Below are 25,913 nucleotides of genomic sequence, written 5' to 3'. Positions count from 1 at the left end.
CCGTATGCATGAGGTGGGTACATACGCCGCGTATGTCAATACGCATACGGTACGTATCTATGAATGGCAGCGAGCCGGTCAGGTGCCGGCCGAGATCGCGACAGCCGCTTCGGCCGGCTTGCGCGACGGGCGCATGACGAGCATGGATTCCTCATCGGCATCCTGCGGAGCGCCCCAGAACTCAGCCAGCGTCGGACCATCCTTGAGGCGGCGGTCGCGGGCCAGGAAACCCCAGACCTCGCGGAACCACACGCGGCGGCCCATTTGGGTGTACCAGCGCATCGAATGGCGCTGTTCGGGATCGGGGTGGAAGAGAATGCGCGCCAGCGCCTTCGGCCGCGACTGCACCGCGACCTCGATCAGCTTGACCGAGAAGAACAGCATCCACGGTTTCAGCCGGGTCATCTGCAGCACCTGGTGCTTGTAGTCCCACAGCCGGGCATCCGTCTGGATCACCTTGCGGTCCTTGGCGATGCGGAAGAACGGCGTCCAGCGGTGCGGCGTGACATAGAGCGCCTGGATCTGGTCGGGGTCGTAGGCAAGCAGCTGGCGAAAGCCGCGCCACAGATCGCGAAAGGTCTCATCCTCGAACCCCGCCACCCAGGTCGCCATGGACAGTATGCCATGCTGGCGGAGCAGCCGGATCGCCTCGCGGTCGGATGAGGTGCTGCCGCCCTTGCGGATCAGTTGAAGCGTCTGCTGGTCGGTGTTTTCCATGCCGAGCAGCCAGCGGATGACGCCGGCCTTGCGATAGAGGTGCAGGATGTCGGCATCGCGCACGATGTCGTCGGCCCGGGTCGAGCCGACGATCAGCACCGGCACGTTCTCGGCGATCAGCGCATCGAGAAAGGCGCGCCAAACCTTCTTCGATACGGTCGGGTTTTCGTCGGCGAGGTTGATCAGTTCGACGCCGTGCTGGCGGTGCAGCCAGGCAATCTCCTGCGCAAATTTTTTGGGGTCGCGGTGCCGCCAGCGGGTCCAGAAACCGCGCTGGCCGCAATAGTTGCACAGATGCGGGCAGCCCCGCGAAAACTGCATGACCACGGCGCGCTTGCCGCCCCAATAGCTGTAGCGGCGGTGATCGATCAGCTCCCAGCTGACGCGGTACTCGTCCAGATTGGCAGTGGTCCCGGCCGGCCGCGTCGCGAAGGGGCGGCCGAGATCGTCGCGATAGGCGATACCCGCGACATCGCCCAGCGGCCGGCGATTGTCCAGTGCCACGACCAGGGCAAGGATGGTTGCCTCGCCCTCGCCGCGCACGATGAAGTCGAAGACATCGCTCGCCGCCAATATGTCGCGCCAGTGATAGGTCGGGAACACGCCGCCATAGATCACCAGCGTCGCCGGCTCGAGCGCCTTGACCATGCGGGCGATCGCGAGCGCGGTGGGATGCGCCGAGGTCGAGCCGGAGTGGCCGATCAGGATGCAATCGGGCTGGCCGCTGAGCGCATCGCGCACCAGAGTTTCCAACGGCATCGGCCCGAATTCGGCATCGACCAGCCGGACTTTATGGCCGGCGTCGATAAGCGGGCCGCCCAGTGCCAGCAGGCCGAGCGGTGGCAGATGGTCATCGGGCACGCGGCTGCCGATGGCGGTGTGCGGCGGATTGATCAGCACGATGTTCATGACGGACCTTTGAGCGACGGTCCGCATGGCATAGCCGGCGTTTCAGTTTCGCATTTGGGCTCCGTTCAGCAGTTTGCGTGCAGCCTTTCCGCAGAAATGGCGGTGCGTGTCCTACCGCCTGAGGTGGGCGAGCGGCACGTGGCCCGGGCCCTTGATGTTCTGCAGCACCAGCTGGGTGTGAACGTCGCGCACGCCGGCAAGGCGCATCAGGCGGTGCATGACGAAGGCGTTGAGTTCGTCGACCGACGGCACCATGACGTGCAGCAGGAAATCGTGGTCGCCGGTCATCGTCCAGCATGACGACACTTCGTCCATGCGTTGCACGGCGGCGATGAAGGTTTCGGGCGAACCGTCGCTGTGGCTGGTGAGCCGCACCTGGATGAACACCTCGACCATCAGGCCGACGGCGCGGCGGTTGAGCACGGCGGCAAAGCCCTTGATGATGCCGGCCTCCTGCAGCGCCTCGAAGCGGCGGGCGCAAGGCGTCGTCGACAGGCCGATCTCCTGCGCCAGTTCGGACACGGGCTTGCGTCCATCGCGCTGAAGCACATCCAGCATCTTGATCTCGAAATCGTCGAACTGAGGCATTTTCACTCTCTTTCAGCTTCTGCTTGGTGATTTTTACCTCAAATCATGGACCCAAGCCATCATCAAAGCTGAATTGCCTCGCCGGCCGCCGCTAGACTCTGCGGACAGATTCAAGTGTCACGATCAGGGGAGAAGAACCATGACGACGATGAGCGTTGCCGAATATGCCCGTGATTGCGCGGCGCAAGGCCTGCGTGGCGACTATTCAGTGTGCCGTTCCGATTTCACCGTGGCGCAGGGCTATGATTACAGCGCCGACGAACAGGCGGTGTGGCGCACGCTGTGCGACCGGCAGACCAAGCTGACGCAGAAGCTGGCGCACCATTCCTATCTCGATGGCGTCGCCGCACTCGGCCTGCTCGACAAGATCCCGGATTTCGGCGCGGTCTCAGACAGGCTGCGCAAGCTGACCGGCTGGGAAATCGTCGCCGTGCCTGGCCTCATCCCGGCCGCGCCCTTCTTCGACCATCTCGCCAACCGGCGCTTTCCGGTGACCAACTGGCTGCGCACCAAGGACGAGCTCGACTACATCGTCGAACCCGACATGTTCCACGACTTCTTCGGCCATGTGCCCATCCTGACACAGCCGGTGTTTGCCGACTTCATGCAGATGTATGGCGAAAAGGCCGAGAGCGTGATTGCGCTGGGCGGTGACGAGATGATCACCCGGCTCTACTGGTACACCGCCGAATACGGGCTGATACAGGAGGAGGGCCAGAAGCTGAAAGCTTTCGGCGCCGGGCTGATGTCGTCGTTCACCGAATTGCAGTTCGCCGTCGCGAGCCCGGACGCGCACCACGTGCCCTTCGACCTCGAAACGGTAATGCGCACCGGTTACGAGATCGACAAGTTCCAGCGCGCTTATTTCGTGCTGCCGTCCTTCGACGTGCTGCGCGATGCGTTCCGGACCGCCGATTTCAAGGCGATCGTTGCCCGCCGCAAGGGGCAGCCGACCCTGGATCCAGCGACGGTTTAGCAAATCCTGAAGGGTTTGCGCGGCACCTATCCCCACCCTTAATCCTCCCCACAAGGGGGAGGGAGATCTCGTTGGCGCTGATTTCCGAGGGTTTCGACACCAAGGCATGGGTAGCGCCGGTAGAAATCCTGTCGCGCCGTTCGCTTTTTTGACAATCAGACGGTGATGACTTCGTCACACCGGGGGGATGACTTCGTCACACCGTGATTACTTTGGTCAGATGGTCGCCTAGCCGGCAGGCAAGTGCGGTGATCGTCGTCGTCGGGTTGCATTCGCCCGACGTGCAGAATACCGAGGAACCGCCGACATAGAGATTGTCCATGCCGTGCACCTTGCAGTTGGCGTCGACCACGCTCTTGGTGACATCGGTGCCCATGCGCGTGCCGCCCATATGATGGTGGCCGGCCAGTTCCTCATCCGTCGGGTAGTCCTCGCCATTGGTCAGCCAGTCCATGATGCGGACGCGGCCGAGGTCCTTCTCGATCAGCGTCGTTCCGAACAGCTTGAGCCCCTCGAGGATGGTGCGGCGCTCCAACGGCGACTTCTTCCAGTGCAGCTCGATGCGCGGCACGCCGGCACGGTCGACATCGGTCTTCGACAATTCGATATGGTTCGAGGCCAGCGGCGCCTGTTCCCAGGCGACGTAGAGCTGGGCGGCGCAGCGCAGGTTCTGGCTGAGCTGGTAGGCGACCCATTCGGCGGCCTCGGGCGCGGTGCAGGCAAGGTCGGCAATCAGGCTCTTGACGCCGGCATAGGGCGTCTCGATCAGGCGTATGCCGAAATTCATGATCTGCAGCCGCTCCATGGCGGCGAGCGTCGGCGAGAAGAACGCCTCGTTGACGGCATCGACCTCGAACTCGCTGTAATCGGCCAGGATGGCATTGCCGCCCTCGAAGGTCGGGTGCTCCATCCAGTAGCGGCCAAGTGCCGTGGCGTTCGGCACCACGCCGCCATTCGAGCGCTGGTTCGACCATAGAAGCAGCCGCGAATTCTCCAGCCCGCCGGCGCAGACGATGAAATAATCGGCGCTGAAGGCGCCGGCATCCTTGCCGTTCGACCACAGCCTGGCGCCGGTCACTCGCTTGCCGTCGCCGGCAAGTTCGGTGGCATAGGTGTTGAGGACGAGCGCTATGTTCTTGCTCTTGTCGAGTTCGTCGGAGAATTTCTCGCCAAAGCGCACGGCCGGGCTCTTGATCAGCTGCACCCAGCGTATGTCGTCTGAAATCGGCACATCGGGCTTGAAGTCGGGAAGCTCGAGTATGTCGTGCACCTCGGACAGATAGGGCTCGATGTCGGTCCGGGCGATTGGCCAGCCGGTGTCCGGCGCCCATGCCTTGGGCTCAAAGTCCTGCTTGTCGAGCACGCGGCACCAGCCGGCCCAGTGGTTCGACGACCCGCCCATGAAGCGCAGCCGGGTGATGTCGAGATCGAAATATTGATCGCCGACCGTGGAGCCGCGGTAGAAATCCTGCGACTCGTCGCTGAATTCGCGTGCGCCGGCCTCCAGCACCACGACCGGAATGCCGGCGGCGCCGAGCTTTCTGGCAATGGTGGTGCCGGCCGGCCCGGAGCCGAGAATGCAGACCTTGGGCTTGAAATCCGAGGCTCGAAACGCCTCATAGCTGTCGAAGATCATGCCAGGTCGCTCCGCTTCAGGATCCAGCCATTGACCACGACGATCTCGTCGGGATCGGCCGGGGGGCGGTCGCTGTCAGGCAGCTTGCGAAAAAGCTGTAGCGCCGGCATCGCAATCAGCGCCTGCACGATGGTGCGGCGCGATATTTTCCTGATGAACAAACTCATGACACGTCTCTGGATGGGGGCTTCGATCCACGCATAGCGTTCCCTGAACGGCACACGTACCGGCCAGACATGCCATTCCCGTGCCAAGCCTTGCGTGTAAACGAGTTACAACCCGGTAAACGGCGCAGTTGCGTGGAAACAATGTCGGCGAACCGTTAACAGCCCCACCACCAACACCTCAGGCAGCTTCGGAAATATCCCGGTCTAGGATCGACAAATTGCGGCCGCGGTGCTTGGCCTCGTAGAGCCGGCGGTCGGCGGCGCGCATCAGGTCCGAGACATCGGCATCTTGCGCACAGGTGATGCCGCCGATCGAGACGGTCAGCGGCACCGTGCGCTCGTCGACCGGACGAAAGCGGACCAGCTCGACTTCACGGCGGATGCGCTCGGCCACGCGCCGGGCTTCGGCTTCCGTAGCGCCGACCAGGAAGGCGCCGAACTCCTCACCGCCAATGCGGCCGAGCACGTCGCCGCTGCGGACGCCGCGCTCGATGGCGCTGGCGATCAACACCAGTGCGTCATCGCCGGTCAGATGGCCGAAACTGTCGTTGATCGCCTTGAAATGGTCGGCGTCGATGATCAGCAGCGCGCCGCGATCGGATTTGCGCCGCGAGCCGTCCAACGCGGCAAAGAAGCTCTCGCGGTTGAGCATGCCGGTCATGTCGTCGCGGCTCGCCTTCGCCGACAGGCGCCGATGCGCGGCGGCGAGCTGGGCATGCGCGCGGGCGAGATCGCGATGCGCGTTTTTCAGTCGGTCGCTCTGCCAGAAGGTGCTGGCGCAGGCGATCCAGGCGAGCGCCAGCGGGCACACCGTCGATGTCAGCCAGACAGTGCGGTCGACCGGAAAACCCATGGCGGGAACGATGATCAGCGTCAGCAAAAGCGAGATGGCTACCGAGCCGAATGCGACCGCGGCGGACTTTAAGACTATGCGACTCATCGCTGGCTCCCACTGAACCGTCTCTGTGCCAGCAAGCCCTGAAGGCCACCTTTCCGTGATGGCTAAAATTTGAATGGTGAGCCCATTTTTACAACTCTAGATGCACATAGGTTGTGGATAAGCTCTACATCAGAAAGGGGTTCGAACGGCAGATATTTCATGCCATAAGGACGCCATGACCACGCTGCCCGATCCCGCCCGCTTCGCCCATGTCACCGACTGGGTGTTCGACCTCGACAACACGCTTTATCCGCACCATTCGAATCTGTTTTCGCAGATCGACGTCAAGATGACGGCCTATGTCGGAGAACTGCTCACGCTGCCGCGCGAGGAAGCGCGCAAGCTGCAGAAGGAACTCTATCTCGAATATGGCACGACGCTGAACGGGCTGATGACGCGTCATGGCATCGACCCCGACGACTTTCTCGAAAAGGTGCATGATATCGACTATTCGTGGCTGGTGCCGGATCCGGTGCTGGGCACCGCAATCCGCCAGCTGCCCGGCCGCAAGTTCATCTTCACCAATGGCGACCGCAGGCACGCCGAGCGCACCGCGCGCCAGCTCGGCATACTCGACCATTTCGACGACATTTTCGATATCGTCGCCGCCGGGCTGACGCCGAAGCCGTCGCGGCAGACCTATGAGAAGTTTGCCGAACTGCACGCCGTCACCGGACACAATGCGGTGATGTTCGAGGATCTCGCCCGCAACCTCGAGGTGCCGAAATCACTGGGCATGACCACGGTGCTGGTGGTGCCGCGCAATTTCGAGCCGACCTTTGCCGAGATCTGGGAACGCGATCCGGCCAATGAGGACGACGTCGATTTCGTCACCGACGATCTGGCGACGTTTCTGACGGGGATAGTGGAGGGAATTGAGGAATTGAGGAGCTGAAGAATTGAAGAACTGGTGAAAGGAAGACCGATCCGGACCTCCTTTTCCTCAATTCTTCATCTCCTCAATTCCCGGTTCCCCTACTCCCCCAACTTGTAGAAGCGGCTGATGATCCCCCAGGCCTCGTCGGCGGTGTCGACAAAGTCGATGATATCCTGGTCGCCGGGCGTGATGGTGCCTTGTTCGGCCAGGAAATCGAGGTCGATCGCGCGCTGCCAGAAGGCCTTGCCGAACAGGATCACCGGCACGCGTTCCATGCGGCCGGTCTGGATCAGCGTCAGCGTCTCGAAGAACTCGTCCATGGTGCCGAAGCCGCCCGGAAACACCGCGACGGCCTTGGCGCGCATCACGAAATGCATCTTGCGGATGGCGAAATAGTGGAAGTTGAAGCACAGCTCCGGGGTCACATAGGCGTTCGGCGCCTGCTCGTGTGGCAGGACGATGTTGAGGCCGATCGACGGCGCGCCGACATCGTCGGCGCCGCGATTTCCCGCCTCCATGACGCCTGGGCCGCCACCGGTGACGACGACGAATTCGCGGTAGTAGGACGTGGCCGATTGCTGTGAGCAGAGGCGGGCGAATTTGCGCGCCTCCTCGTAGTATTTGCTGTTTTCCTCGAGGTTTTTCTTCTGCGTCTCGTTCTTGGCGGCCCAGGCCTCGCCGCCGGGCTCGGGAATACGCGCGCCGCCGAACAGGATGACCGTCGAGCGGATGCCGCGCTCGGCCAGGATCATTTCGGGCTTCAAGAGCTCAAGCTGCAAGCGCACAGCGCGCAATTCCCGGCGCGTCATGAAGTCGGGATCGTTCCAGGCCAGCCGGTAGGTTTCGGCGCGCGTCTGCGGCGTGTCGGGAACGCTTTTCGAGCGCTCCAGATCCTCGTCCGAATGCGGCAGCGGCGTCCATCCCGCCTTTTCCATAGGAGTCATATGCTTCTACCCGTCCCAACAGTTCACTTGCGCCGTCCCATGGCGCACGCGCGATTGACCCCCAATACGCCTTAACATAGGGTCCGCGCGACTTTCAAAACAAGGTTAAGGCCGACGGCCTTAACAGCGTGGTAACGGAGCGAATTCATGTCGAAGCCTGATCTGGCCAGCCTCGAAAAGACGATCGAGAAGGCCTTCGAGGAGCGCGACACGATTTCGACCGCGACCCGGGGCGAAACGCGCGACGCCATCCAGTCCTCACTCGACCTGCTCGACCGTGGCACCGTGCGCGTTGCCGAGCGCCAGGCCGATGGAAAATGGCATGTCAACCAATGGCTGAAGAAGGCGGTGCTGCTCTCGTTCCGGCTCTATCCGATGGAGATCATCAAGGGCGGCCCCGGCCAGGCGGTCTGGTGGGACAAGGTGGCGTCGAAGTTCGACGGCTGGAGCGCGGTCGATTTCGAGAAGGCAGGCTTCCGCGCCGTGCCGTCTTCGATCGTGCGCCGCTCGGCCTATGTCGCGCCGGGCGCGGTGCTGATGCCGTCCTTCGTCAATGTCGGCGCCTATGTCGATAGCGGCACCATGGTCGACACCTGGGCCTCGGTCGGCTCCTGCGCCCAGATCGGCAAGAATGTGCACCTCTCGGGCGGCGTCGGCATCGGCGGGGTGCTGGAGCCGATGCAGGCCGGCCCGACCATCATCGAGGACAATTGCTTCATCGGCGCGCGCTCCGAAGTGGTCGAGGGCTGCATCGTGCGCGAAGGCTCGGTGCTCGGAATGGGTGTGTTCATCGGCCAGTCGACCAAGATCGTCGACCGCGCCACCGGCGAAGTGTTTTATGGCGAGGTGCCGCCTAATTCGGTCGTCGTCGCCGGCTCGATGCCGGGCAAGGCCTTTCCGAACAACGAGCCGGGCCCTGGCCTCTACTGCGCCGTCATCGTCAAGCGCGTCGATGCCAAGACCCGGTCGAAAACCTCGATCAACGAACTGCTGCGTGATTGATCCTGTCCGAGCAACCAGAGCGCTCCAGATTGCCCAACACACCACCACTTCCCTGGCTTTTCTTCAGCCTCTCAGGGCGCGTCAGCCCAAGTGCCTACGTGCTCGCCGGGCTGCTGCTGGTGCTTGCACAGTTTTTCCCGCTCTACCAGTTGTCGAGACTGGAACCCGGCACCGCAACCAGCCAGAACTGGGCACTTGTGTTCTGGGTCGTTTTGCTCATCTCGACATGGTCGAGCTTTGCGGTAACCGCAAAGCGGTTTCATGATTTCGGCAAGCCGACTTATTACGCATTGATCTCTCTTATCATCGGCCCCATTCTTCTCATCGTTCTAGCGTGTTTCCGCGGTGACCCCGGTCCGAACCGCTACGGCAAACGCAGCAACGCGCCGGCTGAACCATGAGCGCCGACCGGATATCTCGCCATGCGCTACCGCACGCTTGATCCGAAACTGATCATCGACACCGCCGAGCGGCTGGAAGAGCGCGTCGCCGAGCGTTTTCCCGATGCCGGCCTGCGCGGCGTCGCCGCCGAACTGGTGTCGCTGTCGCGCGACCTGGCCAAGGCGGCGCAGGCGCTGGAAGCGCCGATCTGGTGGCTGCGCGGCGCCATCGTCGCCGCTGTTGCCGCCGGCGCGCTGATCTTCCTATTCGTCGGCACCATCCTGCCGCTCATCCATATCTCGCAGGCCGACGATGCGGTGCAGTCGGTGCAAGGCATCGAAGCCACGATCAACATGATGATCCTTGCCGTGCTCGGCCTGCTGGCGCTGATCCGCACCGAGGAGCGCATCAAGCGCAAGCGGGTGTTTCGCCAGCTGCATGGGTTGAGATCGCTGATCCATGTCATCGACATGCACCAGCTGACCAAGGATCCGGCAGCATTGTCCGCCAATTTCAGGCCGACCGCGCATTCGCCGGCTCGCATCACCAATGCCGCCGACCTGGCGCGCTACCTCGACTATTGCTCGGAAATGCTGTCGATCACCGGCAAGATCGCGGCGCTGTTTGCGCAGTCCGTCAATGACGATGTGGTCATCGACGGCGTCAACGACGTCGAGAACCTGGCGTCCAACCTGTCGCGCAAGATCTGGCAGAAGATCACGCTGATCGAGAACCACCCGGCGGCGCAGCCCGTGCCGGCGCCAGGCCCGGCGAGCAAAGCGCCGGCTCCGAGGCGCGCACCAAAGCTGTGACGCGGCGGGCCCACGCGCCTGTTTTCGGGCTATGCGGGCCAAGGCCCGAGGCTCGCGGCAAGTAGACTATCCAGTGACGGCTTCCGGCGTCAGCCCGGGTGAGCCGCGCTTTTCCCGCTCGGCCTGCCGCACCAGCGCGGTGACCCGCTTCAGCAGAGGCGCCGGCGTGCCGGCCTTTTCGGCGAGGCTCAGGACGGCCCCCTGCAGGTCACCGATCTCGGTCGGCCGACCGCGCTGGAGGTCGTCCCACATCGACGAGCGCGCCTGCGGGTCGATGGCGAGCATGCGGCGGGCGACCAGCCGGAACAGCCAGTCCGGCAGCCGGAGCAGCTTCGGCAGCAGGCCGGGACGCAAGCCGCCGATCCGCGCCGGCGCGATATGTAACGCCTTCATCGCCGCCAGGGCCTCGTCGATCTGACCGGCCAGGATCCGCCGCCAGCGGCGGTCGGCAAGTTCGCTCGCCAGCGGCAGGCCGGACAAGGCGACAAGCGCGTTGTTGAGGTTGATCAGCAGCTTGCCCCACTGCACGGCCTTCATATCGGCACGCGTTTCCACGCCAAGCCCTTCGACATCGAGAAGGCCGGCAAGCCCGGCCATACCGTCTTCGATCATCACCTTGCCGTCGCTGGCGCGATGCAGGTGAAGCGGCAAATTGCCTACGGCCGACTGGACGACATTGAACGACACCATGCCGGCGAGCACAGTCCGGCCACCGAGCCCGGCGCGTAACCGGTCGGCATTGCCGACGCCGTTCTGCAGGCTGACCACCACGACATCGCCGCGCGCATGTCCGGCAACAAGCGACGCCATCTCCTCGGTAGCGCCGTTCTTGACCGTCACCAGCACCACGTCGGCGCTGGCGAGGGCAGCGGCGGGATCGGTGGTGACGGACTCCGGCCGGATGGATCGGTCGCGACCATCGAGATCGGTGATGCGCAGGCCACCGCCCAGCAAGGCCGCCGCTATGCCTGGCCGCGCCAAAAACACCACCTTGCGTCCGGCCAGCGCCAGGCAACCGCCGACATAGCAGCCGATGCTGCCGGCGCCGGCAATGACGATGGTCTTTTCGGCGTTGGCCATGCGATTATCTCGTGTTGGCCTGCACTATACGACAGGAAAACCATAATGTCGGCGGCAGGATCGGTCATCATCTCTGGCCGTGACAGGCCTTTCGCTTTCGACTATCGCTTTGCCCATGAAACTGCCGACCGATCCCGCCGCCAACCTCGCGACCCTCATACGCTGCGCCTCCGTAACGCCCGCCGAGGGCGGCGCGCTGGCTGCCCTGGAAGGCATGCTGAAGCCGCTCGGCTTTTCCGTCGAACGCCCTGTGTTTTCCGAACACGGCACCCCCGACATCGAGAACCTCTACGCGCGCCGCTCCGGTAATGGGCCGCATCTGATGTTTGCCGGCCATACCGACGTGGTGCCGGCGGGCGACGAGGCGTCGTGGACGCATCCGCCCTTTGCCGCTGAGATCGCCAAGGGCGAGATGTACGGCCGCGGCGCCGTCGACATGAAGGGCGGCATTGCCTGTTTCATCGCTGCCGTGGCGCGCCATGTCGAGAACAAGGGTGGTCCGAAAGGCTCGGTCTCGCTGCTGATTACCGGCGACGAGGAGGGGCCGGCCATCAACGGGACGACAAAACTGCTCGACTGGGCGGCGGCCAGGGGCGAGAAATGGGACGCCGCGATCGTCGGCGAGCCCACCAATCCGGACACGCTCGGCGACATGATCAAGATCGGCCGGCGTGGCTCGATGTCGGGCAGTGTCACGGTCAACGGCCGCCAGGGCCATGTCGCCTATCCATTGCTCGCCGACAATCCGGTGCGCGGCCTGATCAGCCTGGTCGACGCCTTGCTGTCGCCCGTCTTCGACAAGGGCACGAAGGATTTTCAGCCGACCAATCTGGAAGTGACCTCGATCGATGTCGGCAACCCCGCGACCAATGTTATTCCGGCCAAGGCGACAGCCACCTTCAACATCCGCTTCAACGACACATGGACTGCCGAGACGGTGCAGGCCGAGATCCATAACCGCCTCGACCAGGCGGCGAAGCGCAAGAAATACCGGACCGGCAAGACGCCGGTCGACTACGAGTTGATCTGGCGCGACCGGCCGAGCCATGTCTTCCTGACGCGCGACGACAAGCTGATCGGGACGCTGCGCGGCTCGATCAAGGCGACGGTCGGCAAGGAGCCGGCGCTGTCCACCTCGGGCGGAACCTCGGATGCGCGTTTCATCAAGGACTATTGCCCGGTGGTCGAGTTCGGCCTGGTCGGCAAGACCATGCACATGGTCGACGAGCGCGTCGCACTGGCCGACCTCGAGACGCTGACCCAAATCTACCAGCGCTTCATCGATGACTGGTTCGAGCAGGGCTGATCATGCTTTCGGTTGACGAGACCTCTTCATCGCTTAACGGCGCCTGGCGGCTGATGCTCGGAAAGGCCGACGGCTTGCGGCTGCTCGACCTGTCGGCGGACGGCTTCTGGAATTCCTTCTTCTCCATCGTCGTCGCCGCGCCGGCGATGATCGTCGGCTGGGTCGGCACGGCCAACGAGATCGGCGATCCCAATGCGTTCGCGGGCCGGCTGGGCATGTTGATTCGCCTGGCGACCGTCGACCTCGGCTCGTGGCTGCTGCCCCTGGTTGTGCTTGCCCTGGTCGCATCGCGCGCCGGCATCGGCGACCGCTTCGTCCACTATGTCGTCGCCAGCAACTGGGCGTCGGCGATCACTGCCTGGATGCTGCTGCCTTCAGCGCTGATCAGGCTTTTCCTGCCGTCTGGCAACCCGGTTGCCGAATTGGTGTGGCTGGTTCTGGTGGTGCTGTCGCTGGTACTCTCCTGGCGGATGACCAACGCCGCGATCGGCAAGGGCGCGGCTGTCGGCAGCGCCGTGTTCGCAGGCATGTTGGTGGTGTCTCTGGCCGTCTTGTTCGGCCTGGTGGCGCTGCTCGGCATCACTGTGCCGACCGCCGCTCCGGCTTAGAACTTTTCCGGATAGTCTACACCGACGAGAAAAAGCCCGTCGGGCGGCGCCACCTGGCCGCAGGCGGCGCGGTCTTGTGCAGCGAGCGCGGCCTTGAGGTCGGCGGCGGTCCAGCCGCCGTCGCCGACGCGTTTCAGCGAACCGACCATGGAGCGCACCTGGTTGTGCAGGAAAGAGCGCGCCGAGGCCCTGACTTCGATCAGGTCGCCCTGGCGGCTTACATCGAGCCGCTCCAGCGTCCGCACCGGACTATTGGCCTGGCATTGCGTCGAGCGGAAGGTGGTAAAGTCATGTCGGCCGAGCAGGACTTTCGCCGCTTCGTGCATGGCGTCCGCATCGAGCCGCTTCGGCACCCACCAGACCTTGCCCTTTTCCATCGCTGCAGGCGCGCGCCGGTTGAGGATGCGGTAGAGATAGTGCCGTCCGGTGGCCGAGAAACGGGCGTCGAACTCATTGGGGACAACCGTGGCCTGCAGGATGGCGATGCGCGCGCCTGCCGCCTGCAGGTGCGCGTTGACGGCGTCGCGCACCTTGTCGTTTGGCCATGCCTTGGCGAGGTCGACATGCGCCACCTGGGCGGTCGCATGCACGCCGGCGTCGGTGCGGCCGGCGGCGCGTATCCGCACCGCCTCACCGCAAAATTTCTCGATCGCCTGCTCTATCGCCTGCTGCACCGAAGGCTGATCCGCCTGGTGTTGCCAGCCGGCGAAGAGGCTGCCGTCATATTCGATATCGAGACGAAAACGCGGCATACACCCTTCGTTCAGGCGGCGAGTGCGGTAAAGGCCTGGGCGTAGACCAGTTTGCCTTTTTCGGGTGCGTCACCCCAGGCCAGCGCCTGCAGCGCTTCGCCCTGATATTCGCTCTCGAACTTTTCGGCGCGCGCATGGCTGTAGCCGAAGCGGCCGTAATAGGCCGGATCGCCCAACACAACGGCGAGCGTCTCGCCGCCATCCCTGAGGCGGATATGCGCCTCGCGGATCAGCGCACCGCCAATGCCCGAGCCGTGGAACGAAGGTTCCACCGCCAACGGCGCCAGCGCCACGGCTGCGAACTGCTTGCCGCCGTTCTGGACGAACAGCCTGGAAAACAGGATGTGGCCGACCACCTGGCCGTCTTCTTCCGCCACCAGTTCGACAACGGCGTCGCCGCCGGTGACCAGAGCGTCGACCAGCCCGGCCTCCGCCTGCTGGCCGAATGCGTGTTCCTCGACCAGGCGTATGGCCTCGCGGTCCCGCGGCGTCGCGCCGCGTATCGACATCATGCTCATGAGAACTTCATTCCTTTTTCGATCTTGGCCCCGCGCAGAAACTCCTGCGCGGCAGCAGGCTTTCCGCCCGCCCGTTGAACTTCGACCAGCCTGACCGCGCCCGACCCGCAGGCGACCGTCAGCCGGTCATCGAGAATTCCTCCCGACTCGCCCATGCTTTCAGAAAGCGTACCTTCAGAAAGCGTCGAGCGAAGCAGTTTCAGCCGTTCCGTGCGGCCGCCGATGTCGGCCTCGCACCAGGCGCCCGGGAATGGCGACAGGCCGCGAATGTGATTGTGGACCTCCGCAGCCGGGCGCGTCCAGTCCACACGTGTCTCCGGCTTATCGATTTTCCTGGCGTAGGTCACCCCGTCAGCCGCCTGCAAAGTCGATGCCAGGGTATTTGTCTCCAATCGGGACAGCGCTTCCACCATCAGCGTGGCAGCAATATTCATCAAGCGGTCGTGCAGATCGCCGGCCGTCATGTCGGGCTCTATGGCGCATTTTTCAACCAGTGCCACCGGACCGGTGTCCAGGCCCTCTTCCATGCGCATCACCATCATGCCGGTTTCGACGTCGCCGGCCATAATGGCTCGCTGGATGGGAGCTGCACCACGCCAACGCGGCAAAAGCGACGCGTGGCCATTGAGGCAGCCGAGGCGCGGAGCCTCCAGAATACCCTTCGGCAACAGCAAACCATACGCGACGACGACCGCGACATCGGCACGCAACGCATGGAAAGCAGCTTGCTCGGCCTCGCCCTTCAGCGACAGCGGCGTGCGCACTTCGATGCCCAGCCGCTCAGCCTCGCGCTGCACCGGCGACGGTGTCAGCTCCAGCCCGCGGCGGCCCGCGGCGCGCGGCGGCTGGGTGTAGACGGCTGCTATCTCGTGCCCGGCCTCGGCAATCGCGCGCAGCACCGGCACCGAAAACTCCGGCGTGCCCATGAAGATGACGCGAAGCGGCATCTTCCCTATCCCACCAGCTTGCCCGGCGCCTTGTCCTTGGCGAGCTTCTTGAACTTCTTGACCACCATGTCGCGCTTCAGCTTCGAGATGTGGTCGATGAACAGCACACCGTTGAGATGGTCGATCTCGTGCTGCAGGCAGGTCGCCATCAGGCCTTCGGCCTCGATCTCCTGCAGCTTGCCGTCGCGGTCGAGATATTTCACGCGCACCGAGGCGGGACGCTCGACCTCGGCGTAATAGTCCGGGATCGACAGGCAGCCTTCCTCGTAGACCGAGCGAGCGTCGGCGCTTTCGAGGATTTCGGGATTGATGAAGACATGCGGCGCCGGCGGCTCGTCTTCCTTGGCGAGGTCGATGACCAGCATGCGCAGCGGCTCGCCGATCTGGATTGCGGCCAAGCCGATGCCCGGCGCATCATACATCGTCGCCAGCATGTCGTCGGCCAGTTTGCGCAAAGGCGCGTCGACGCGTTCGACCGGTTTGGAAACCTGGCGCAGGATAGGATCGGGAAGGATGATGAGCGGCTTGATCGACATGGCGCCTCACCTAAAACGTCGCAGGAGAAGCGTCAACCGGTGCGAATCGGTCTCGTTCACGTTTTGATCTGTGCCAGGTCTGCGAATCGGCTATGCTGGCGGGATGAACGACCTGAGCACCATCCTTTCCGAACCCGTTGCCCGGCTTGGCGCCACGACGATCACGCTCGGCCATGCACTGGCCCTCGGCGCGCTGGTGTTTCTCGGCCTGTTCCTGGCGCTTGTCGTGGCGCTGTGGCGATCGGCCAAGGCGCGCACCATCGCCGCGGCGGAAGCTGCCGACCACGCCCGCGACGCCGAGGCGCGGATGGCCGGCATTTTGCAAAGCCAGGCCGAGATGCAGGGCCGCATGGGCGCCATCGCCGACGTGTTCGGCGCAAGGCAGGCCGAACTCAACCAGTCGATCGGCCAGCGCCTCGACGCCATGACCGGCAGGCTCGGTCAAACCATGACCGAACAGACCAAATCGACGCATGAGAGCCTCGCCAAACTGCAGGAACGGCTGGCGGTCATCGACACCGCGCAAGGCAACATTCAGTCGCTGGCCGGCCAGGTCGTGCAATTGCAGGCGATCCTGTCCAACAAGCAGACGCGCGGCGCCTTCGGCCAGTCGCGCATGGAGGCGATCGTCGCCGACGGCCTTCCGATGGGCGCCTACGAGTTCCAGGCAACGCTGTCAAACGGCAGCCGTCCCGACTGCCTGGTCAGGATGCCGAACGGTGCGCCGCAGCTTGCCATCGACGCCAAGTTTCCGCTGGAAGCCTGGAACGCCATCCGCGCCGCCGATGGCGCCGAACAACAGAAGATCGCGGCCCAGGCTTTCCGCCGCGACATCGAAATTCACGTCCGCGATATCTCGGAAAAATACCTGATCCAGGGCGAGACGCAGGACACCGCCTTCATGTTCGTGCCGTCGGAATCGGTGTTCGCCGAAATCCACGAGAATTTCGACGCCGTGGTCCAGAAGGCGCACCGGGCGCGTGTCATCATCGTCTCGCCGTCGCTTTTGATGCTGTCGATCCAGGTCATCCAGGCCATCCTCAAGGACGCCCGCATGCGCGAACAGGCGCATCTGATCCAGGGCGAGGTGATCCGGCTGATGGAAGACGTCGCGCGCGTCGACGAACGCGTGCGCCGGTTGCAGACGCATTTTGGCCAGTCGGCCAAGGATATCGACGAGATACTGGTGTCGACGTCGAAGGTGACCAAGCGCGGCCAAAAGATCGAAGCGCTGGAGTTTGGCGAAAGCGAAGCCGAAGTGCGCGGTGGCGGACCCGCCAAGGCCGAAGCCGGGGTGCGGGTGGCGGATTCCAAGACGGGGCAGCTCAGGCTGCGTGTCGTCGAAGGCGACGATTAAAGCGCGTCGCGCTGAACGGATTCATACGACGCGCTTTAAAAGTCTTTGTTTTGATGCATGTCGTTGTCCCAGAACCGCGGCACACTTCTGGGCGCCATGCATTAGACCGTAGCCACGATCACGTGCGCCTGGATCTTGGCCGCAACCTCGCCGCTGCCGTGTCTGGCTGCAATCACGGACGCGGCGTGATCGGTTGCGGCTTCCAGTTTTCCTCTAGCCTCGATTTCGTTGCGAAGCGGAGTTCCCTGGCAATAGGCAACCGCCGGAAGGCGCGGCGAGGAGGCACGGCTTTGTTCGGCCCTCGTGTCGATCACCACACGGGAGAAACCTGCGGCTTCCAACTCGCCGCGGATCAATGCAATGTCATTGTAGCCGTGCGGCGTGCGGGCGAGAAAGCGGGGCGGATCGTTCGGAAAAATCTCCGCAAGAGCATTCGTCACATCATTGGCGAATACATTCTCTTCGATGCGATCCCACACGTTGAACAGGAAATGGCCGCCGGTCTTCAGGACCCGCTTTGCTTCGCGATAGCCGGCGGCTCGGTCGGGAAAGAACATCGCGCCGAACTGACAGCAAACGAGATCGAAAGCCGCATCTTCGAACGGCAGCGCCAGAGCATCCGCCTGACGCCATTGTATGCGACTGTCGGGAGCTTGTCGCGAGGCCGCGTAGTCGAGCATAGGCTGGTTGAGGTCGGTCACGACATAGCTTGCGCCAGGGGACAGTTTTGGCGCCAATGCGCGGGTAACAACGCCGGTGCCGGCGGCGACTTCCAGGACGGCGCCGGGCGACAAGGACGCTGCCCGTCGTGCCAAATCCGCGGCGAACGGCTCGAAGATCAGCGGCACCATGTAGCGGTCGTAGTTTTCCGGAATCGAGCCGGCAAACACTTTGTCCGTTTCCGACATTGCTATCCCCCGCCATCCGTTTGATGGCTAGCCTAGCACATTATTGGCTGGTTTGGGCCGCGCTTAACCGGGAGGCAGGTGCTACTGCGCCTCTACGATGCTTACGCCCTCGAATTCCGGAAGCCAGTGCAGGGCCGATCGGTGCCATTTCTGTTGGGTCGGAACGAGATCCTCGCGTTGCCGCGCGGTCCCCGCCCTGATCCCATAGACCTTCGGCCCGTCGCCAACCGACGTTGCGTAAAGATGCGAACCGCAGTCGCCGCAGAACGCCTGGGCACGCTTGGCGCCGCTCGATCCCGTATTGATATAGACCTTCGGTGTGCCCTTTGTGATCCTATAATGATCCTCAGGCGCGGGAACAGTGACACGAAAGGCGGTGCCGGTCAGTTGCTGGCAGTCGGTGCAATGACAGATAGAGGTCTTTTCCGGGTCGACCTCTGCTTCATAAGTTATGGCGCCGCAATGGCACCCACCATCGATTTTCATGGTTGATTCTCCGAAATCCGTCGGGTGATCTTAGCGGGACCAGGCGATGGGGCCAACGGTGGACTGCTGGTCCAGAACTAGTCCGACGCTGCCTCGACCTGCTTGCGCCGGTGCTCCCAGGTTCCGGTCGTCTGCGGCTTGACGAACAGCCTGGTGATCTCCGGCATTTCTTTTTTCAAGAGCGCCTCGATGCGCTCGACACAGGCTTCGATCTCAGGCGCCGTCAGATGGTCCTCGAATTCGATGCTCAGCCCAGCGACGATCTGTCGAGGGCCGAGATGGACGGTGAGAACGCCGTTGGCCCGCTGCACTGCCGGATCCTGCTGGGCGATGGCCAGCACCTTGGCCTGCACTTCCGGCGAGGCCGGCTCACCGATGAGCAATCCCTTGCTTTCGCGCGCCAGAAAGATGGCGGTGGCGCCGAGGATCATCGCGATGCCGATCGAGGCGACGCCGTCGAGTTCGGGCATGTCGAGGAGTTCGGCCGCCAATATGCCGGCGAAGGCGACGAACAGACCGAGCAGGGCGGCGCTGTCCTCGAACAGGATCGTGTAGACGCTCGGATCCTTGCTCGATTGCACGGCCTGCAGCCAGCCTTGCTTGCCCTTCTGCTGGCGGAACTCCTTCAGCGCCACGTACCAGGAGCTGCCCTCGAACAGCATTGAGAGGCCCAGCACAATGTAGTTGATTTTGGGATTGGCGACCGGCTCAGGCGCCATGATGTGGACGACGCCTTCATAGAAGGACACGCCGGCGCCGAGCGCGAATACGAGCAGGGCGACAATGAAGCTCCAGAAATACAGCTCGCGGCCATGGCCGAGCGGATGCGTGCGGTCCGGCGGACGGGCGGCGCGGTGCATGCCGTAGAGCAGCAGCCCGCCATTGCCGGTATCCACCAGCGAGTGCACGCCTTCCGACAGCATCGCCGAGCTGCCGGTGAAGAAGGCGGCGACGAATTTGGTAACAGCAATAGCTAGATTACCGGCGAGCGCCGCGTAGATGACCGTCTTCGACCCGCCATGTGCTGCCATGCTGGCCCTCCAAGGAACCTGATGTAACGCCCCTGAGCTCCACAGGCATCACAACGCACGAATCGCCCGGTCGTTCAGGGTCTTGTAGGCCAGCTTGCGGAAAGACGCCCCTATTCGATGATCTCGTCCGTCCACACCTTGAAACCGGCCAGCGTGCCCGGTCCGAAGATGTGGGTCAGCGGCACGTCGGCGGCGTCGCGACCCGACGCGATCAGGATGCGGCCGATGCGTGGCGAATTGTTGCGCGGGTCAAAGACATGCCAGCGGCCACCGAGATAGACCTCCATCCAGGCTGCGAAATCCATGCTCGCCCAAGGTTTGGGCAGGCCGATGTCGCTGATATAGCCGGTGCAGTAGCGGGTCGGGATGTTTAGCGCACGGCAGAAGGTGACGGCGAGGTGGGCAAAGTCACGGCAGACGCCGCTTTGCTCGCGATAGGCTTCCGCCGCGGTGCGGGTCGGCCGCGCATTGCCGTAGCTGAAGACGATGTGGTTGTGGACGAAGTCGCAGACCGCCTGGACGCGCGCAATGCCAAGCGGCGTATGCCCGAACAGCCGCCAGGCTTCGCTGGCCAGCAGATCGCTCTCGCAAAAGCGGCTCGGCAACAGGAAGAGCAATGTGTCCGACGGCAGATCGCGCACCTCGTGCTGCCAGGCCATCAGGTCGCCCATCTCGAACGTGCCGGGGTCGCGGATTACCGAATCGGTGCCGAAGGTGAAGCGACCGGGCGGGGCAACGAAACGGTTGCACCAATTGCCGAAACTGTCGCGGTAGCTCTGGATCGGCACCGGCGGGTTGGAGGTCAGGAAATCCGGGCGCTCGAGATCGGAGGCCCTGGAGTAGTGGACGTTGAGCATCGCGATCAGCGGCGTTTCCTGCGGAAAATCGAAACTCATCTCGCTGCCGATGCGGATTCGCATTGTCGTCCTGACCGCACTGCCTGATCATCGCCGGGCGAAGGCATGGCCGATGCTGCAGTGCGAAGACAACCATGGCACGGACCGCAATGGTTTACGAGCAAATTAGAAACCGGTTGAAAGCGGCCCGCGGCGCCGGCGACGGACGCCAGCCCTCTTGCAGTCCGGCGTTTCTCTTGTTTCACTTGGCCTCCCAGCAACTGGAGGAACGAATCATGGCTAAAGGTGCGATGAAGGCGGGCAAGGAAGCTCGCAAGCCGAAAAAAGACGCCAAGAAGCCCGCCGCGGCTCCGGCGCTGAAGGCGCCGCCCGTGAAGGCGATGAGGCTCAAGGAAAAGTAAGCCCGCCTTAGGTCGTCAATATCTTGGGACGGCTGAGATCCGGGCAAACCGTTTCGGCGCAGATTTTGACACCGGCGGCATGAACGATGCTGCCGGTGTTTTGTTGATCGGACCGGCGCAGCCGCTTATACCGAAGCGGCGAGGACGACCTCGCGCCTTTCTCAAAAGTCCGGCCGGGACGGCCCGCCATGCTCATGGAATGGAGTGCATCCCGATGTCGTGGATTTTTCTGTTTTTCGCTGGTCTGTTCGAAATCGGCTGGGCGATCGGCCTCAAATACACCGACGGCTTCTCGAAGCCGTTGCCGACGGTGCTAACCGTCGCCTCGATGATCATCAGCCTGGGCCTGCTTGGCCTGGCGCTGAAGACGCTGCCCGTCGGCACGGCCTATGCTGTGTGGACCGGCATCGGCACGGTCGGCACGGCGCTGCTTGGCATCTGGCTGCTGGGCGAGCCGGCGACGGCCATCCGGCTCGCCTGCATCGCGCTCATCGTCTGCGGCATTATGGGGCTGAAGCTCGCCGCCTGAGCTCCGAGGCATCAAATCCTTAAATTAGGCAAACGCCATCAGGGCCGCTGCAAGGCGACCCTGATGGCGATCGTTTCGATCGAAGCGTTAGCGGGCGGAGAAGCCCGGAGGCGTCCTGCCGGTACGCTGCTTGCGCGCCGCATAGCGTGCGTCGCGCTTGGCCTTGCGTTCGGCTTCGTCTGCCAGCAAACGGGCAATGCGCTCGTTTTCTTCGGCTTCCTTGATCTTCGCTTCAGCCTGCGCTGCCTCTTCGGCCGCAATACGCGCCGCTTCGGCTGCTGCCTCGCGCTCGGCCTTCTCGACCGCCTCGCGTGCCAGCTTCTCCTGCTTCAGCCTGGCCTTTTCGGCCTCGCGTATTTCGCGAGCCTCAAGAATCGCCTTGCGTTCGGCCTGTTTGGCCAGAACCGCAGGATCATCAGCCGCCGGCTTCGACTTGAAGCGCTCCAGAAGCGCCTTCTTTGCCTCGTTCGCGGCATTGCGCCGCTCGAAAATGTCTTTTTCCCTGTAGATAGCCAAGTCCACTTCCCTGAAGTCAATTCGCGACGCTTACATACGCGCGAAAACCGAGAGTTCAAGCGCCAAAACGGTATGCCAGCCATGAAAGTTTAGGCTGTTGCAGCCGGGAGACGCGTTTTCCCTGAAACAACGCCGGCCGAAACCGACATGCACTGTTCACCATCCGCCCCTCTGGCGGCCGGGGCGGCTCGCCGCTACCTCTAGCGGCAAATCAGAACATTTGGATGACATGCCATGGAACTCGGTCTCTACACTTTCGCCGACGTCAGCCCGGAGCCCGGCCCCGGCGCGATCGGCCCGCATCAGCGACTACGCAATCTGATCGAGGAGATCGAGCTGGCCGACCAGGTCGGCCTCGACGTTTTTGGTCTGGGCGAACATCACCGCCCCGACTATGCCGCGTCCGCGCCGGTGGTGGCGCTGGCCGCTGCCGCCGAACGCACCAAGCGCATCAAGCTGACCAGCGCGGTCACCGTGCTGTCCTCCGACGATCCGGTGCGCGTTTTCCAGCAGTTCGCAACGCTCGACCTTTTGTCGGGCGGCCGGGCCGAGATCATGGCCGGGCGCGGCTCGTTCATCGAATCCTTCCCGCTGTTCGGCTACAATCTCGAGGACTATGACGAGTTGTTCGCCGAAAAGCTCGATTTGCTGCTGGCCATACGCGACAGCGTCAAAGTCACCTGGTCCGGCAATCTGCGCGCGTCGATCAATGACCGCGGCGTCTATCCGCGGCCGCTGCAGGACAAATTGCCGATCTGGATCGCAATAGGTGGAACGCCGCAATCTGCGGCGCGCGCGGGCGTGCTCGGTTTGCCGCTGGCACTGGCCATCATCGGCGGCGAGCCGGCGCGGTTTGCAGCGCTGTTCGACATTTATCGCGATGCCGCCAGGCGGGCCGGTACCGACCCCTCGGGCCTTGCCACCAGCATCAATGTGCACGGCTTCATCGCCGGCACCACTGAACAGGCGGCCGACGATTTCTATGGCCCGCAGGCCGAAGTGATGAACCGCATCGGCCGCGAGCGCGGCTGGGGCCCGACCTCGCGGGCGCATTTCGATCAGTCGCGTGGTCCGAACGGCGCGCTGTTCGTCGGCGATCCGGAGCAGGTGGCGGAAAAGATCGTCGCCCAGCACAAGATCTTCAACAATGACCGCTTCCTGCTGCAGATGGCGATCGGCGCCATGCCGCACGCCAAGATCATGAAGGCGATCGAACTGTACGGCACCAAGGTGGCGCCGATCGTGCGCAAGGAGACCGCCAAGCCCGGCGTCGCCGTCGCAGCGCCAGCCGCCTGAGCGACGGGCGGCCCGGATTGAGGGCCTTGCCGGCTAACGGAACCTTGGGCTTGCAGAGGCGTTTCCGTCAGGGGAAAGCACCAATTGCGGTGCGCCGCTGAGGGAAAATCATGAAAGCCGAACCCGCCGCTTTGGGTGCTGGCCTTGCCGAGACCGAAGAGGCGAGAGTTGTGGCGCGTGCCGACACGCATCTGATGCGTTCGCTGCTCATCGGGATCTTCCTGTTCATGGCCATCTACGCGCTGTATTTCGCGCGTGCTTTCTTCATGCCGGTCATCCTCGCCTTCCTGCTGACGCTGACGCTGACACCAATCGTGCGCTTCCTGCGCAAGCGCGGCATTCCGGAAGTGGTTTCGGCGACAATGTTGGTCGTGCTGTCGATCTGCGTCTTCGGCGTTGCCGGCTATCTGCTCAGCGGCCCGGTCATCGACCTTCTCAACAACACCTCGTCGATCGGCCAACAACTTACCGAACGGCTGGCGCAATTGCGGCGTCCGCTCGAGAGGATCATGCAGATCTCGCATCAGATCGAACAGATGACGGAGACCTCGCAGGAGCCGGGCATCCAGAAGGTGGCGATGGCGCAGTCCGGCGTCCTGTCGGCCGCCGCCAGCAACGTCCTGTCGGCGGGGACAAGCCTGACCATCATCTTCGTGCTGTCACTGTTCCTGCTGGCGTCAGGCACGATGTTCTATGAGAAGATCATCCAGTCCTTCGCCAGCCTCAGCGAGAAGAAGCGGGCCTTGCGCGTCGTCTATGACGTCGAGCGCGAAATCTCGCATTATCTGCTCACCGTCACCGTCATCAATGCCGGTCTCGGCGCGGTTATCGGCCTTGGCCTGTGGGCGCTCGGCATGCCCAACCCGCTCGTCTGGGGAACGATGGCGGCGCTGCTCAACTTCCTGCCCTATGTCGGCGCGCTGATCACCATCGTGCTGGTCAGCGTCATTGCGATGATCAGCTTCGACTCGATCACCTACGCCCTTTTGGCGCCGGGCTTCGTGCTTTTGTGCGACATCGTCGAAGGCCAGTTCGTTACGCCGATGGTTGTCGGCCGACGCCTCGAGATCAACGCCGTGGCGATCTTCATCGCCATCGCCTTCTGGTCCTGGCTTTGGGGCTTTGTCGGCGCGCTGATGGCGGTGCCGCTGCTGGTCGTCGTCAAAGTGTTCTGCGATCATTTCGATGGCCTCAGCCATGTCGGCAATTTTCTCGCCGCACAGCAGACGGCCGTGGTGGAGGAGGAAGCGGCCGAAGAGAACGGAAAGGCCGCGCCATAAGCTTGCCGCGCCTGTCCGTCATCTCGCATTTGTTGTCTTCAGGCGGAGTGCCTATATCGAGCCGGTCAACCCGGACCCTCCGATGAACGATACCTCCTTCGACCTCGACGCCTATTTCGACCGCATCGGCTATCGCGGCCCGATCGATGCTCCGCTCGGCACGCTGAGCGCGTCGCATCGCCAGCATCCGCAGGCGATCCCGTTCGAGAATATGGACCCGTTGCTTGGCACCAGCTCGACATCCTCATTCCCGACCGCGCCTTCGAAACAAGGGGCAGGCAGTTGAACATCGTAGAGGCTTGAGGCCCATGACCGCACTTTCCGTTCTCGACCTGTCGCCGATCGTCGAAGGCAGCGACGCCTCGCAATCGCTGGCAAATTCGCTCGACCTGGCCCGCCATGCCGAGCGGCTCGGCTACAGGCGCTACTGGCTGGCCGAGCACCACAACATGCCGGGCATCGCCAGCGCGGCGACCGCCGTGGTCATCGCCCATGTCGCCGGCGGCACCAAGACCATCCGCGTCGGCGCCGGTGGCATCATGCTGCCCAACCATGCGCCGCTGGTGATTGCCGAGCAGTTCGGCACGCTGGCGGCACTGCACCCCGGCCGCATCGACCTCGGCCTCGGCCGGGCGCCCGGCACCGATATGGGAACAGCGCGCGCGCTGCGCCGCAATCTCGAGGCGTCAGACAATTTCCCCCAGGATGTCGTCGAGCTGATGGGCTATTTCCAGCCGGCCGCGGAAGGCCAGCGTATCCACGCCGTGCCCGGCGAAGGCCAGAAGGTGCCGGTCTGGATCCTCGGTTCCAGCCTCTATGGCGCGCAGCTCGCCGCCATGCTCGGCCTGCCCTATGCGTTTGCCTCGCATTTCGCGCCGGCCGAACTCGACCATGCGCTGGAGATCTACCGTTCGCGCTTCCAGCCTTCGGAACAGCTGGACAAGCCCTATGTCATGCTCGGCCTCAACGTTTTCGCCGCACCGACCGATGGAGAGGCCAAACTGCTGTTCACCTCGTTGCAGCAGGCCTTCGTCAATCTGCGCACGGGGCGGGCCGGCCGCCTGCCGCCGCCGGTCGAGGGCTATGACCAGACGCTCGAGCCGATGGCAAAAACCATGATTTCGCAGGCGCTGTCCTGCGCCGTCGTCGGCTCTCCCGAAACCGTCCGGCAAGGCATAGACGCGTTCGTGCGCCGCACCGGCGCAGACGAGCTGATGGTGACCGCGCAGATCTTCGACCATGCGGCACGCGTGCGCTCGTTCGAAATCCTGGCCGAGGCGCATAAATCGCTGTCGCAGGCCGCGTGACGCTTTTGCCTGTGTCTGCTGTGGGCAGGCGCCTTCCTCAGCCAGGAGCCGCCTCTCTCACGCATAGGTGACGTTTTCTTGTGGTTTCGAAGCCCTGACTGGGCGCTTCGCCGGGGGATCGCGCAGATCCTGGGGCTTTGAGCGCGGTTTGAGCACATCCGGGCCGCCGGGCGGCTGTTCAAGGGCGCCAAGCGCGGCGCGGTGGATGCCATGCGCAGAATGCTTGCGCCCGATGCCGCCTGTTCTTAT

The 25,913-nt window shown here is 63.5% G+C and carries 30 protein-coding genes; 14 read left to right on the top strand and 16 right to left on the bottom strand.

Annotated elements, in window-relative coordinates:
- Positions 1-78: 78 nt before the first annotated feature.
- Positions 79-1,626, bottom strand: coding sequence for a magnesium-protoporphyrin IX monomethyl ester anaerobic oxidative cyclase (bchE, locus tag NKH38_RS09955; RefSeq protein ID WP_023744897.1), 1,548 nt, complete (start codon positions 1,624-1,626; stop codon positions 79-81).
- Positions 1,627-1,737: 111 nt separating this feature from the next.
- The gene (locus NKH38_RS09950; protein WP_023687465.1) at positions 1,738-2,214 is read right to left on the bottom strand and encodes an Lrp/AsnC family transcriptional regulator; all 477 of its coding nucleotides are present in this window, start codon (positions 2,212-2,214) and stop codon (positions 1,738-1,740) included.
- 139 nt (positions 2,215-2,353) lie between these two features.
- Here NKH38_RS09950 and phhA point away from each other — a divergent pair, with 139 nt between their 5' ends.
- Positions 2,354-3,190: a phenylalanine 4-monooxygenase gene (phhA, locus tag NKH38_RS09945; RefSeq protein ID WP_023687466.1), complete on the top strand. Its 837-nt coding sequence runs from the start codon at positions 2,354-2,356 to the stop codon at positions 3,188-3,190.
- Between the two features lie 196 nt (positions 3,191-3,386).
- Here phhA and NKH38_RS09940 read toward each other — a convergent pair whose 3' ends face one another.
- The 3 genes from NKH38_RS09940 to NKH38_RS09930 all read right to left on the bottom strand — a co-directional run bounded on the left by NKH38_RS09940 (position 3,387) and on the right by NKH38_RS09930 (position 5,933).
- A complete protein-coding gene (locus tag NKH38_RS09940; protein ID WP_023821729.1) occupies positions 3,387-4,826 on the bottom strand; it encodes a GMC oxidoreductase in 1,440 nt (479 codons plus the stop codon).
- Entirely contained in the window at positions 4,823-4,993 is a 171-nt protein-coding gene (locus NKH38_RS09935; protein WP_197031281.1) for a hypothetical protein, read from the bottom strand. Before NKH38_RS09935 ends, NKH38_RS09940 begins: the two co-directional genes overlap by 4 nt.
- Positions 4,994-5,171: 178 nt before the next feature.
- A complete protein-coding gene (locus NKH38_RS09930; protein ID WP_023681345.1) occupies positions 5,172-5,933 on the bottom strand; it encodes a GGDEF domain-containing protein in 762 nt (253 codons plus the stop codon).
- 175 nt (positions 5,934-6,108) lie between these two features.
- Between NKH38_RS09930 and NKH38_RS09925 the strand changes: the two genes are divergently transcribed.
- Positions 6,109-6,828, top strand: coding sequence for a pyrimidine 5'-nucleotidase (locus tag NKH38_RS09925; protein WP_352759442.1), 720 nt, complete (start codon positions 6,109-6,111; stop codon positions 6,826-6,828).
- Positions 6,829-6,908: 80 nt separating this feature from the next.
- On the opposite strand, the gene NKH38_RS09920 is transcribed toward NKH38_RS09925, so the two are convergent.
- A complete protein-coding gene (locus NKH38_RS09920) occupies positions 6,909-7,754 on the bottom strand; it encodes an LOG family protein (RefSeq protein ID WP_023681343.1) in 846 nt (281 codons plus the stop codon).
- A gap of 147 nt (positions 7,755-7,901) precedes the next feature.
- Here NKH38_RS09920 and dapD point away from each other — a divergent pair, with 147 nt between their 5' ends.
- From dapD to NKH38_RS09905, 3 genes are read left to right on the top strand one after another with little or no spacing between them, the layout of a single operon-like run.
- Positions 7,902-8,756 (top strand): 2,3,4,5-tetrahydropyridine-2,6-dicarboxylate N-succinyltransferase, encoded by an 855-nt coding sequence (dapD, locus tag NKH38_RS09915; protein WP_023673222.1) that lies wholly within the window; start codon positions 7,902-7,904, stop codon positions 8,754-8,756.
- Positions 8,753-9,157, top strand: coding sequence for a DUF805 domain-containing protein (locus tag NKH38_RS09910; protein WP_081725464.1), 405 nt, complete (start codon positions 8,753-8,755; stop codon positions 9,155-9,157). The genes dapD and NKH38_RS09910 overlap by 4 nt, the downstream gene beginning before the upstream one ends.
- A gap of 21 nt (positions 9,158-9,178) precedes the next feature.
- A complete protein-coding gene (locus tag NKH38_RS09905) occupies positions 9,179-9,949 on the top strand; it encodes a hypothetical protein (protein WP_023673220.1) in 771 nt (256 codons plus the stop codon).
- Positions 9,950-10,015: 66 nt separating this feature from the next.
- Here the strand turns inward: NKH38_RS09905 and NKH38_RS09900 are convergent, their stop codons facing one another.
- Positions 10,016-11,029 carry a 2-dehydropantoate 2-reductase gene (locus NKH38_RS09900; RefSeq protein ID WP_352759462.1) on the bottom strand — a complete coding sequence of 338 codons (1,014 nt, stop codon included), beginning with the start codon at positions 11,027-11,029 and terminating at the stop codon, positions 10,016-10,018.
- A 115-nt stretch (positions 11,030-11,144) separates the two neighbouring features.
- On the opposite strand from NKH38_RS09900, the gene dapE reads away from it, so the two are divergent.
- The gene (gene dapE, locus NKH38_RS09895; RefSeq protein WP_352759469.1) at positions 11,145-12,335 is read left to right on the top strand and encodes a succinyl-diaminopimelate desuccinylase; all 1,191 of its coding nucleotides are present in this window, start codon (positions 11,145-11,147) and stop codon (positions 12,333-12,335) included.
- Positions 12,336-12,337: 2 nt separating this feature from the next.
- Positions 12,338-12,943, top strand: coding sequence for a transporter (locus tag NKH38_RS09890; RefSeq protein WP_352595189.1), 606 nt, complete (start codon positions 12,338-12,340; stop codon positions 12,941-12,943).
- Here NKH38_RS09890 and truA read toward each other — a convergent pair.
- The 4 genes from truA to def are packed head-to-tail and all read right to left on the bottom strand — an operon-like array spanning position 12,940 to position 15,696.
- Positions 12,940-13,695, bottom strand: a complete 756-nt coding sequence (gene truA, locus NKH38_RS09885) for a tRNA pseudouridine(38-40) synthase TruA (RefSeq protein WP_023681338.1) — start codon at positions 13,693-13,695, stop codon at positions 12,940-12,942. The two genes, NKH38_RS09890 and truA, sit on opposite strands and share 4 nt — an antisense overlap.
- A gap of 11 nt (positions 13,696-13,706) precedes the next feature.
- A complete protein-coding gene (locus tag NKH38_RS09880) occupies positions 13,707-14,213 on the bottom strand; it encodes a GNAT family N-acetyltransferase (protein ID WP_023673215.1) in 507 nt (168 codons plus the stop codon).
- On the bottom strand, positions 14,210-15,160 hold the full coding sequence (gene fmt, locus NKH38_RS09875; protein ID WP_352759488.1) for a methionyl-tRNA formyltransferase: 951 nt from the start codon (positions 15,158-15,160) through the stop codon (positions 14,210-14,212). Before fmt ends, NKH38_RS09880 begins: the two co-directional genes overlap by 4 nt.
- A 5-nt stretch (positions 15,161-15,165) precedes the next feature.
- Positions 15,166-15,696, bottom strand: coding sequence for a peptide deformylase (gene def, locus NKH38_RS09870; RefSeq protein WP_023673213.1), 531 nt, complete (start codon positions 15,694-15,696; stop codon positions 15,166-15,168).
- A gap of 103 nt (positions 15,697-15,799) precedes the next feature.
- On the opposite strand from def, the gene NKH38_RS09865 reads away from it, so the two are divergent.
- A complete protein-coding gene (locus tag NKH38_RS09865) occupies positions 15,800-17,053 on the top strand; it encodes a DNA recombination protein RmuC (protein WP_023692996.1) in 1,254 nt (417 codons plus the stop codon).
- Positions 17,054-17,154: 101 nt separating this feature from the next.
- On the opposite strand, the gene NKH38_RS09860 is transcribed toward NKH38_RS09865, so the two are convergent.
- The 4 genes from NKH38_RS09860 to NKH38_RS09845 form a co-directional block, all read right to left on the bottom strand.
- On the bottom strand, positions 17,155-17,961 hold the full coding sequence (locus NKH38_RS09860; RefSeq protein ID WP_023703801.1) for a class I SAM-dependent methyltransferase: 807 nt from the start codon (positions 17,959-17,961) through the stop codon (positions 17,155-17,157).
- A gap of 81 nt (positions 17,962-18,042) precedes the next feature.
- Entirely contained in the window at positions 18,043-18,447 is a 405-nt protein-coding gene (locus tag NKH38_RS09855) for a GFA family protein (protein ID WP_352759506.1), read from the bottom strand.
- Between the two features lie 77 nt (positions 18,448-18,524).
- Positions 18,525-19,478: a cation diffusion facilitator family transporter gene (locus tag NKH38_RS09850; protein ID WP_023819256.1), complete on the bottom strand. Its 954-nt coding sequence runs from the start codon at positions 19,476-19,478 to the stop codon at positions 18,525-18,527.
- A gap of 110 nt (positions 19,479-19,588) precedes the next feature.
- Positions 19,589-20,398, bottom strand: coding sequence for a transglutaminase-like domain-containing protein (locus tag NKH38_RS09845; RefSeq protein WP_023687480.1), 810 nt, complete (start codon positions 20,396-20,398; stop codon positions 19,589-19,591).
- Positions 20,399-20,469: 71 nt separating this feature from the next.
- Here NKH38_RS09845 and NKH38_RS09840 point away from each other — a divergent pair, with 71 nt between their 5' ends.
- Together NKH38_RS09840 and sugE are read left to right on the top strand one after the other, a co-directional pair.
- Positions 20,470-20,736 (top strand): hypothetical protein, encoded by a 267-nt coding sequence (locus NKH38_RS09840; RefSeq protein ID WP_032999253.1) that lies wholly within the window; start codon positions 20,470-20,472, stop codon positions 20,734-20,736.
- Positions 20,737-20,950: 214 nt separating this feature from the next.
- Positions 20,951-21,265: a quaternary ammonium compound efflux SMR transporter SugE gene (sugE, locus tag NKH38_RS09835; protein ID WP_023681326.1), complete on the top strand. Its 315-nt coding sequence runs from the start codon at positions 20,951-20,953 to the stop codon at positions 21,263-21,265.
- Positions 21,266-21,352: 87 nt separating this feature from the next.
- Here sugE and NKH38_RS09830 read toward each other — a convergent pair whose 3' ends face one another.
- Positions 21,353-21,781, bottom strand: coding sequence for a DUF6481 family protein (locus NKH38_RS09830; protein WP_023673205.1), 429 nt, complete (start codon positions 21,779-21,781; stop codon positions 21,353-21,355).
- A gap of 234 nt (positions 21,782-22,015) precedes the next feature.
- On the opposite strand from NKH38_RS09830, the gene NKH38_RS09825 reads away from it, so the two are divergent.
- From NKH38_RS09825 to NKH38_RS09810, 4 genes are all read left to right on the top strand, one after another.
- Positions 22,016-23,077, top strand: coding sequence for an LLM class flavin-dependent oxidoreductase (locus tag NKH38_RS09825; protein WP_023728807.1), 1,062 nt, complete (start codon positions 22,016-22,018; stop codon positions 23,075-23,077).
- Between the two features lie 110 nt (positions 23,078-23,187).
- Entirely contained in the window at positions 23,188-24,357 is a 1,170-nt protein-coding gene (locus NKH38_RS09820; RefSeq protein ID WP_023681324.1) for an AI-2E family transporter, read from the top strand.
- A gap of 82 nt (positions 24,358-24,439) precedes the next feature.
- Positions 24,440-24,643: an arylamine N-acetyltransferase gene (locus NKH38_RS09815; RefSeq protein WP_023714466.1), complete on the top strand. Its 204-nt coding sequence runs from the start codon at positions 24,440-24,442 to the stop codon at positions 24,641-24,643.
- A gap of 22 nt (positions 24,644-24,665) precedes the next feature.
- Entirely contained in the window at positions 24,666-25,664 is a 999-nt protein-coding gene (locus NKH38_RS09810) for an LLM class flavin-dependent oxidoreductase (protein ID WP_023673201.1), read from the top strand.
- Positions 25,665-25,913: the final 249 nt, after the last annotated feature.

Source organism: Mesorhizobium sp. M1078, assembly GCF_040318615.1.
In the GTDB taxonomy this organism is placed as follows: domain Bacteria; phylum Pseudomonadota; class Alphaproteobacteria; order Rhizobiales; family Rhizobiaceae; genus Mesorhizobium.
The sequence above is the reverse complement of the archived record's forward strand: the minus strand, read 5'-3'. Positions and strand labels throughout refer to the sequence as shown.

What these genes read in the sequence shown, in the direction of transcription:
- NKH38_RS09890 (WP_352595189.1), top strand. Translation starts at nt 12,338, where the DNA reads ATGCTTTCGGTTGACGAGACCTCTTCATCGCTTAACGGCGCCTGGCGG.
- NKH38_RS09820 (WP_023681324.1), top strand. Translation starts at nt 23,188, where the DNA reads ATGAAAGCCGAACCCGCCGCTTTGGGTGCTGGCCTTGCCGAGACCGAA.
- NKH38_RS09815 (WP_023714466.1), top strand. Translation starts at nt 24,440, where the DNA reads ATGAACGATACCTCCTTCGACCTCGACGCCTATTTCGACCGCATCGGC.
- fmt (WP_352759488.1), bottom strand. Translation starts at nt 15,160, where the DNA reads ATGCCGCTTCGCGTCATCTTCATGGGCACGCCGGAGTTTTCGGTGCCG.
- phhA (WP_023687466.1), top strand. Translation starts at nt 2,354, where the DNA reads ATGACGACGATGAGCGTTGCCGAATATGCCCGTGATTGCGCGGCGCAA.
- NKH38_RS09880 (WP_023673215.1), bottom strand. Translation starts at nt 14,213, where the DNA reads ATGAGCATGATGTCGATACGCGGCGCGACGCCGCGGGACCGCGAGGCC.
- NKH38_RS09840 (WP_032999253.1), top strand. Translation starts at nt 20,470, where the DNA reads ATGGCACGGACCGCAATGGTTTACGAGCAAATTAGAAACCGGTTGAAA.
- bchE (WP_023744897.1), bottom strand. Translation starts at nt 1,626, where the DNA reads ATGAACATCGTGCTGATCAATCCGCCGCACACCGCCATCGGCAGCCGC.
- NKH38_RS09825 (WP_023728807.1), top strand. Translation starts at nt 22,016, where the DNA reads ATGGAACTCGGTCTCTACACTTTCGCCGACGTCAGCCCGGAGCCCGGC.
- NKH38_RS09860 (WP_023703801.1), bottom strand. Translation starts at nt 17,961, where the DNA reads ATGTCGGAAACGGACAAAGTGTTTGCCGGCTCGATTCCGGAAAACTAC.
- NKH38_RS09865 (WP_023692996.1), top strand. Translation starts at nt 15,800, where the DNA reads ATGAACGACCTGAGCACCATCCTTTCCGAACCCGTTGCCCGGCTTGGC.
- NKH38_RS09950 (WP_023687465.1), bottom strand. Translation starts at nt 2,214, where the DNA reads ATGCCTCAGTTCGACGATTTCGAGATCAAGATGCTGGATGTGCTTCAG.
- NKH38_RS09810 (WP_023673201.1), top strand. Translation starts at nt 24,666, where the DNA reads ATGACCGCACTTTCCGTTCTCGACCTGTCGCCGATCGTCGAAGGCAGC.
- NKH38_RS09855 (WP_352759506.1), bottom strand. Translation starts at nt 18,447, where the DNA reads ATGAAAATCGATGGTGGGTGCCATTGCGGCGCCATAACTTATGAAGCA.
- truA (WP_023681338.1), bottom strand. Translation starts at nt 13,695, where the DNA reads ATGCCGCGTTTTCGTCTCGATATCGAATATGACGGCAGCCTCTTCGCC.
- NKH38_RS09905 (WP_023673220.1), top strand. Translation starts at nt 9,179, where the DNA reads ATGCGCTACCGCACGCTTGATCCGAAACTGATCATCGACACCGCCGAG.
- NKH38_RS09900 (WP_352759462.1), bottom strand. Translation starts at nt 11,029, where the DNA reads ATGGCCAACGCCGAAAAGACCATCGTCATTGCCGGCGCCGGCAGCATC.
- NKH38_RS09845 (WP_023687480.1), bottom strand. Translation starts at nt 20,398, where the DNA reads ATGCGAATCCGCATCGGCAGCGAGATGAGTTTCGATTTTCCGCAGGAA.
- NKH38_RS09940 (WP_023821729.1), bottom strand. Translation starts at nt 4,826, where the DNA reads ATGATCTTCGACAGCTATGAGGCGTTTCGAGCCTCGGATTTCAAGCCC.
- NKH38_RS09935 (WP_197031281.1), bottom strand. Translation starts at nt 4,993, where the DNA reads ATGAGTTTGTTCATCAGGAAAATATCGCGCCGCACCATCGTGCAGGCG.
- NKH38_RS09920 (WP_023681343.1), bottom strand. Translation starts at nt 7,754, where the DNA reads ATGACTCCTATGGAAAAGGCGGGATGGACGCCGCTGCCGCATTCGGAC.
- sugE (WP_023681326.1), top strand. Translation starts at nt 20,951, where the DNA reads ATGTCGTGGATTTTTCTGTTTTTCGCTGGTCTGTTCGAAATCGGCTGG.
- NKH38_RS09930 (WP_023681345.1), bottom strand. Translation starts at nt 5,933, where the DNA reads ATGAGTCGCATAGTCTTAAAGTCCGCCGCGGTCGCATTCGGCTCGGTA.
- NKH38_RS09925 (WP_352759442.1), top strand. Translation starts at nt 6,109, where the DNA reads ATGACCACGCTGCCCGATCCCGCCCGCTTCGCCCATGTCACCGACTGG.
- def (WP_023673213.1), bottom strand. Translation starts at nt 15,696, where the DNA reads ATGTCGATCAAGCCGCTCATCATCCTTCCCGATCCTATCCTGCGCCAG.
- dapD (WP_023673222.1), top strand. Translation starts at nt 7,902, where the DNA reads ATGTCGAAGCCTGATCTGGCCAGCCTCGAAAAGACGATCGAGAAGGCC.
- dapE (WP_352759469.1), top strand. Translation starts at nt 11,145, where the DNA reads ATGAAACTGCCGACCGATCCCGCCGCCAACCTCGCGACCCTCATACGC.
- NKH38_RS09850 (WP_023819256.1), bottom strand. Translation starts at nt 19,478, where the DNA reads ATGGCAGCACATGGCGGGTCGAAGACGGTCATCTACGCGGCGCTCGCC.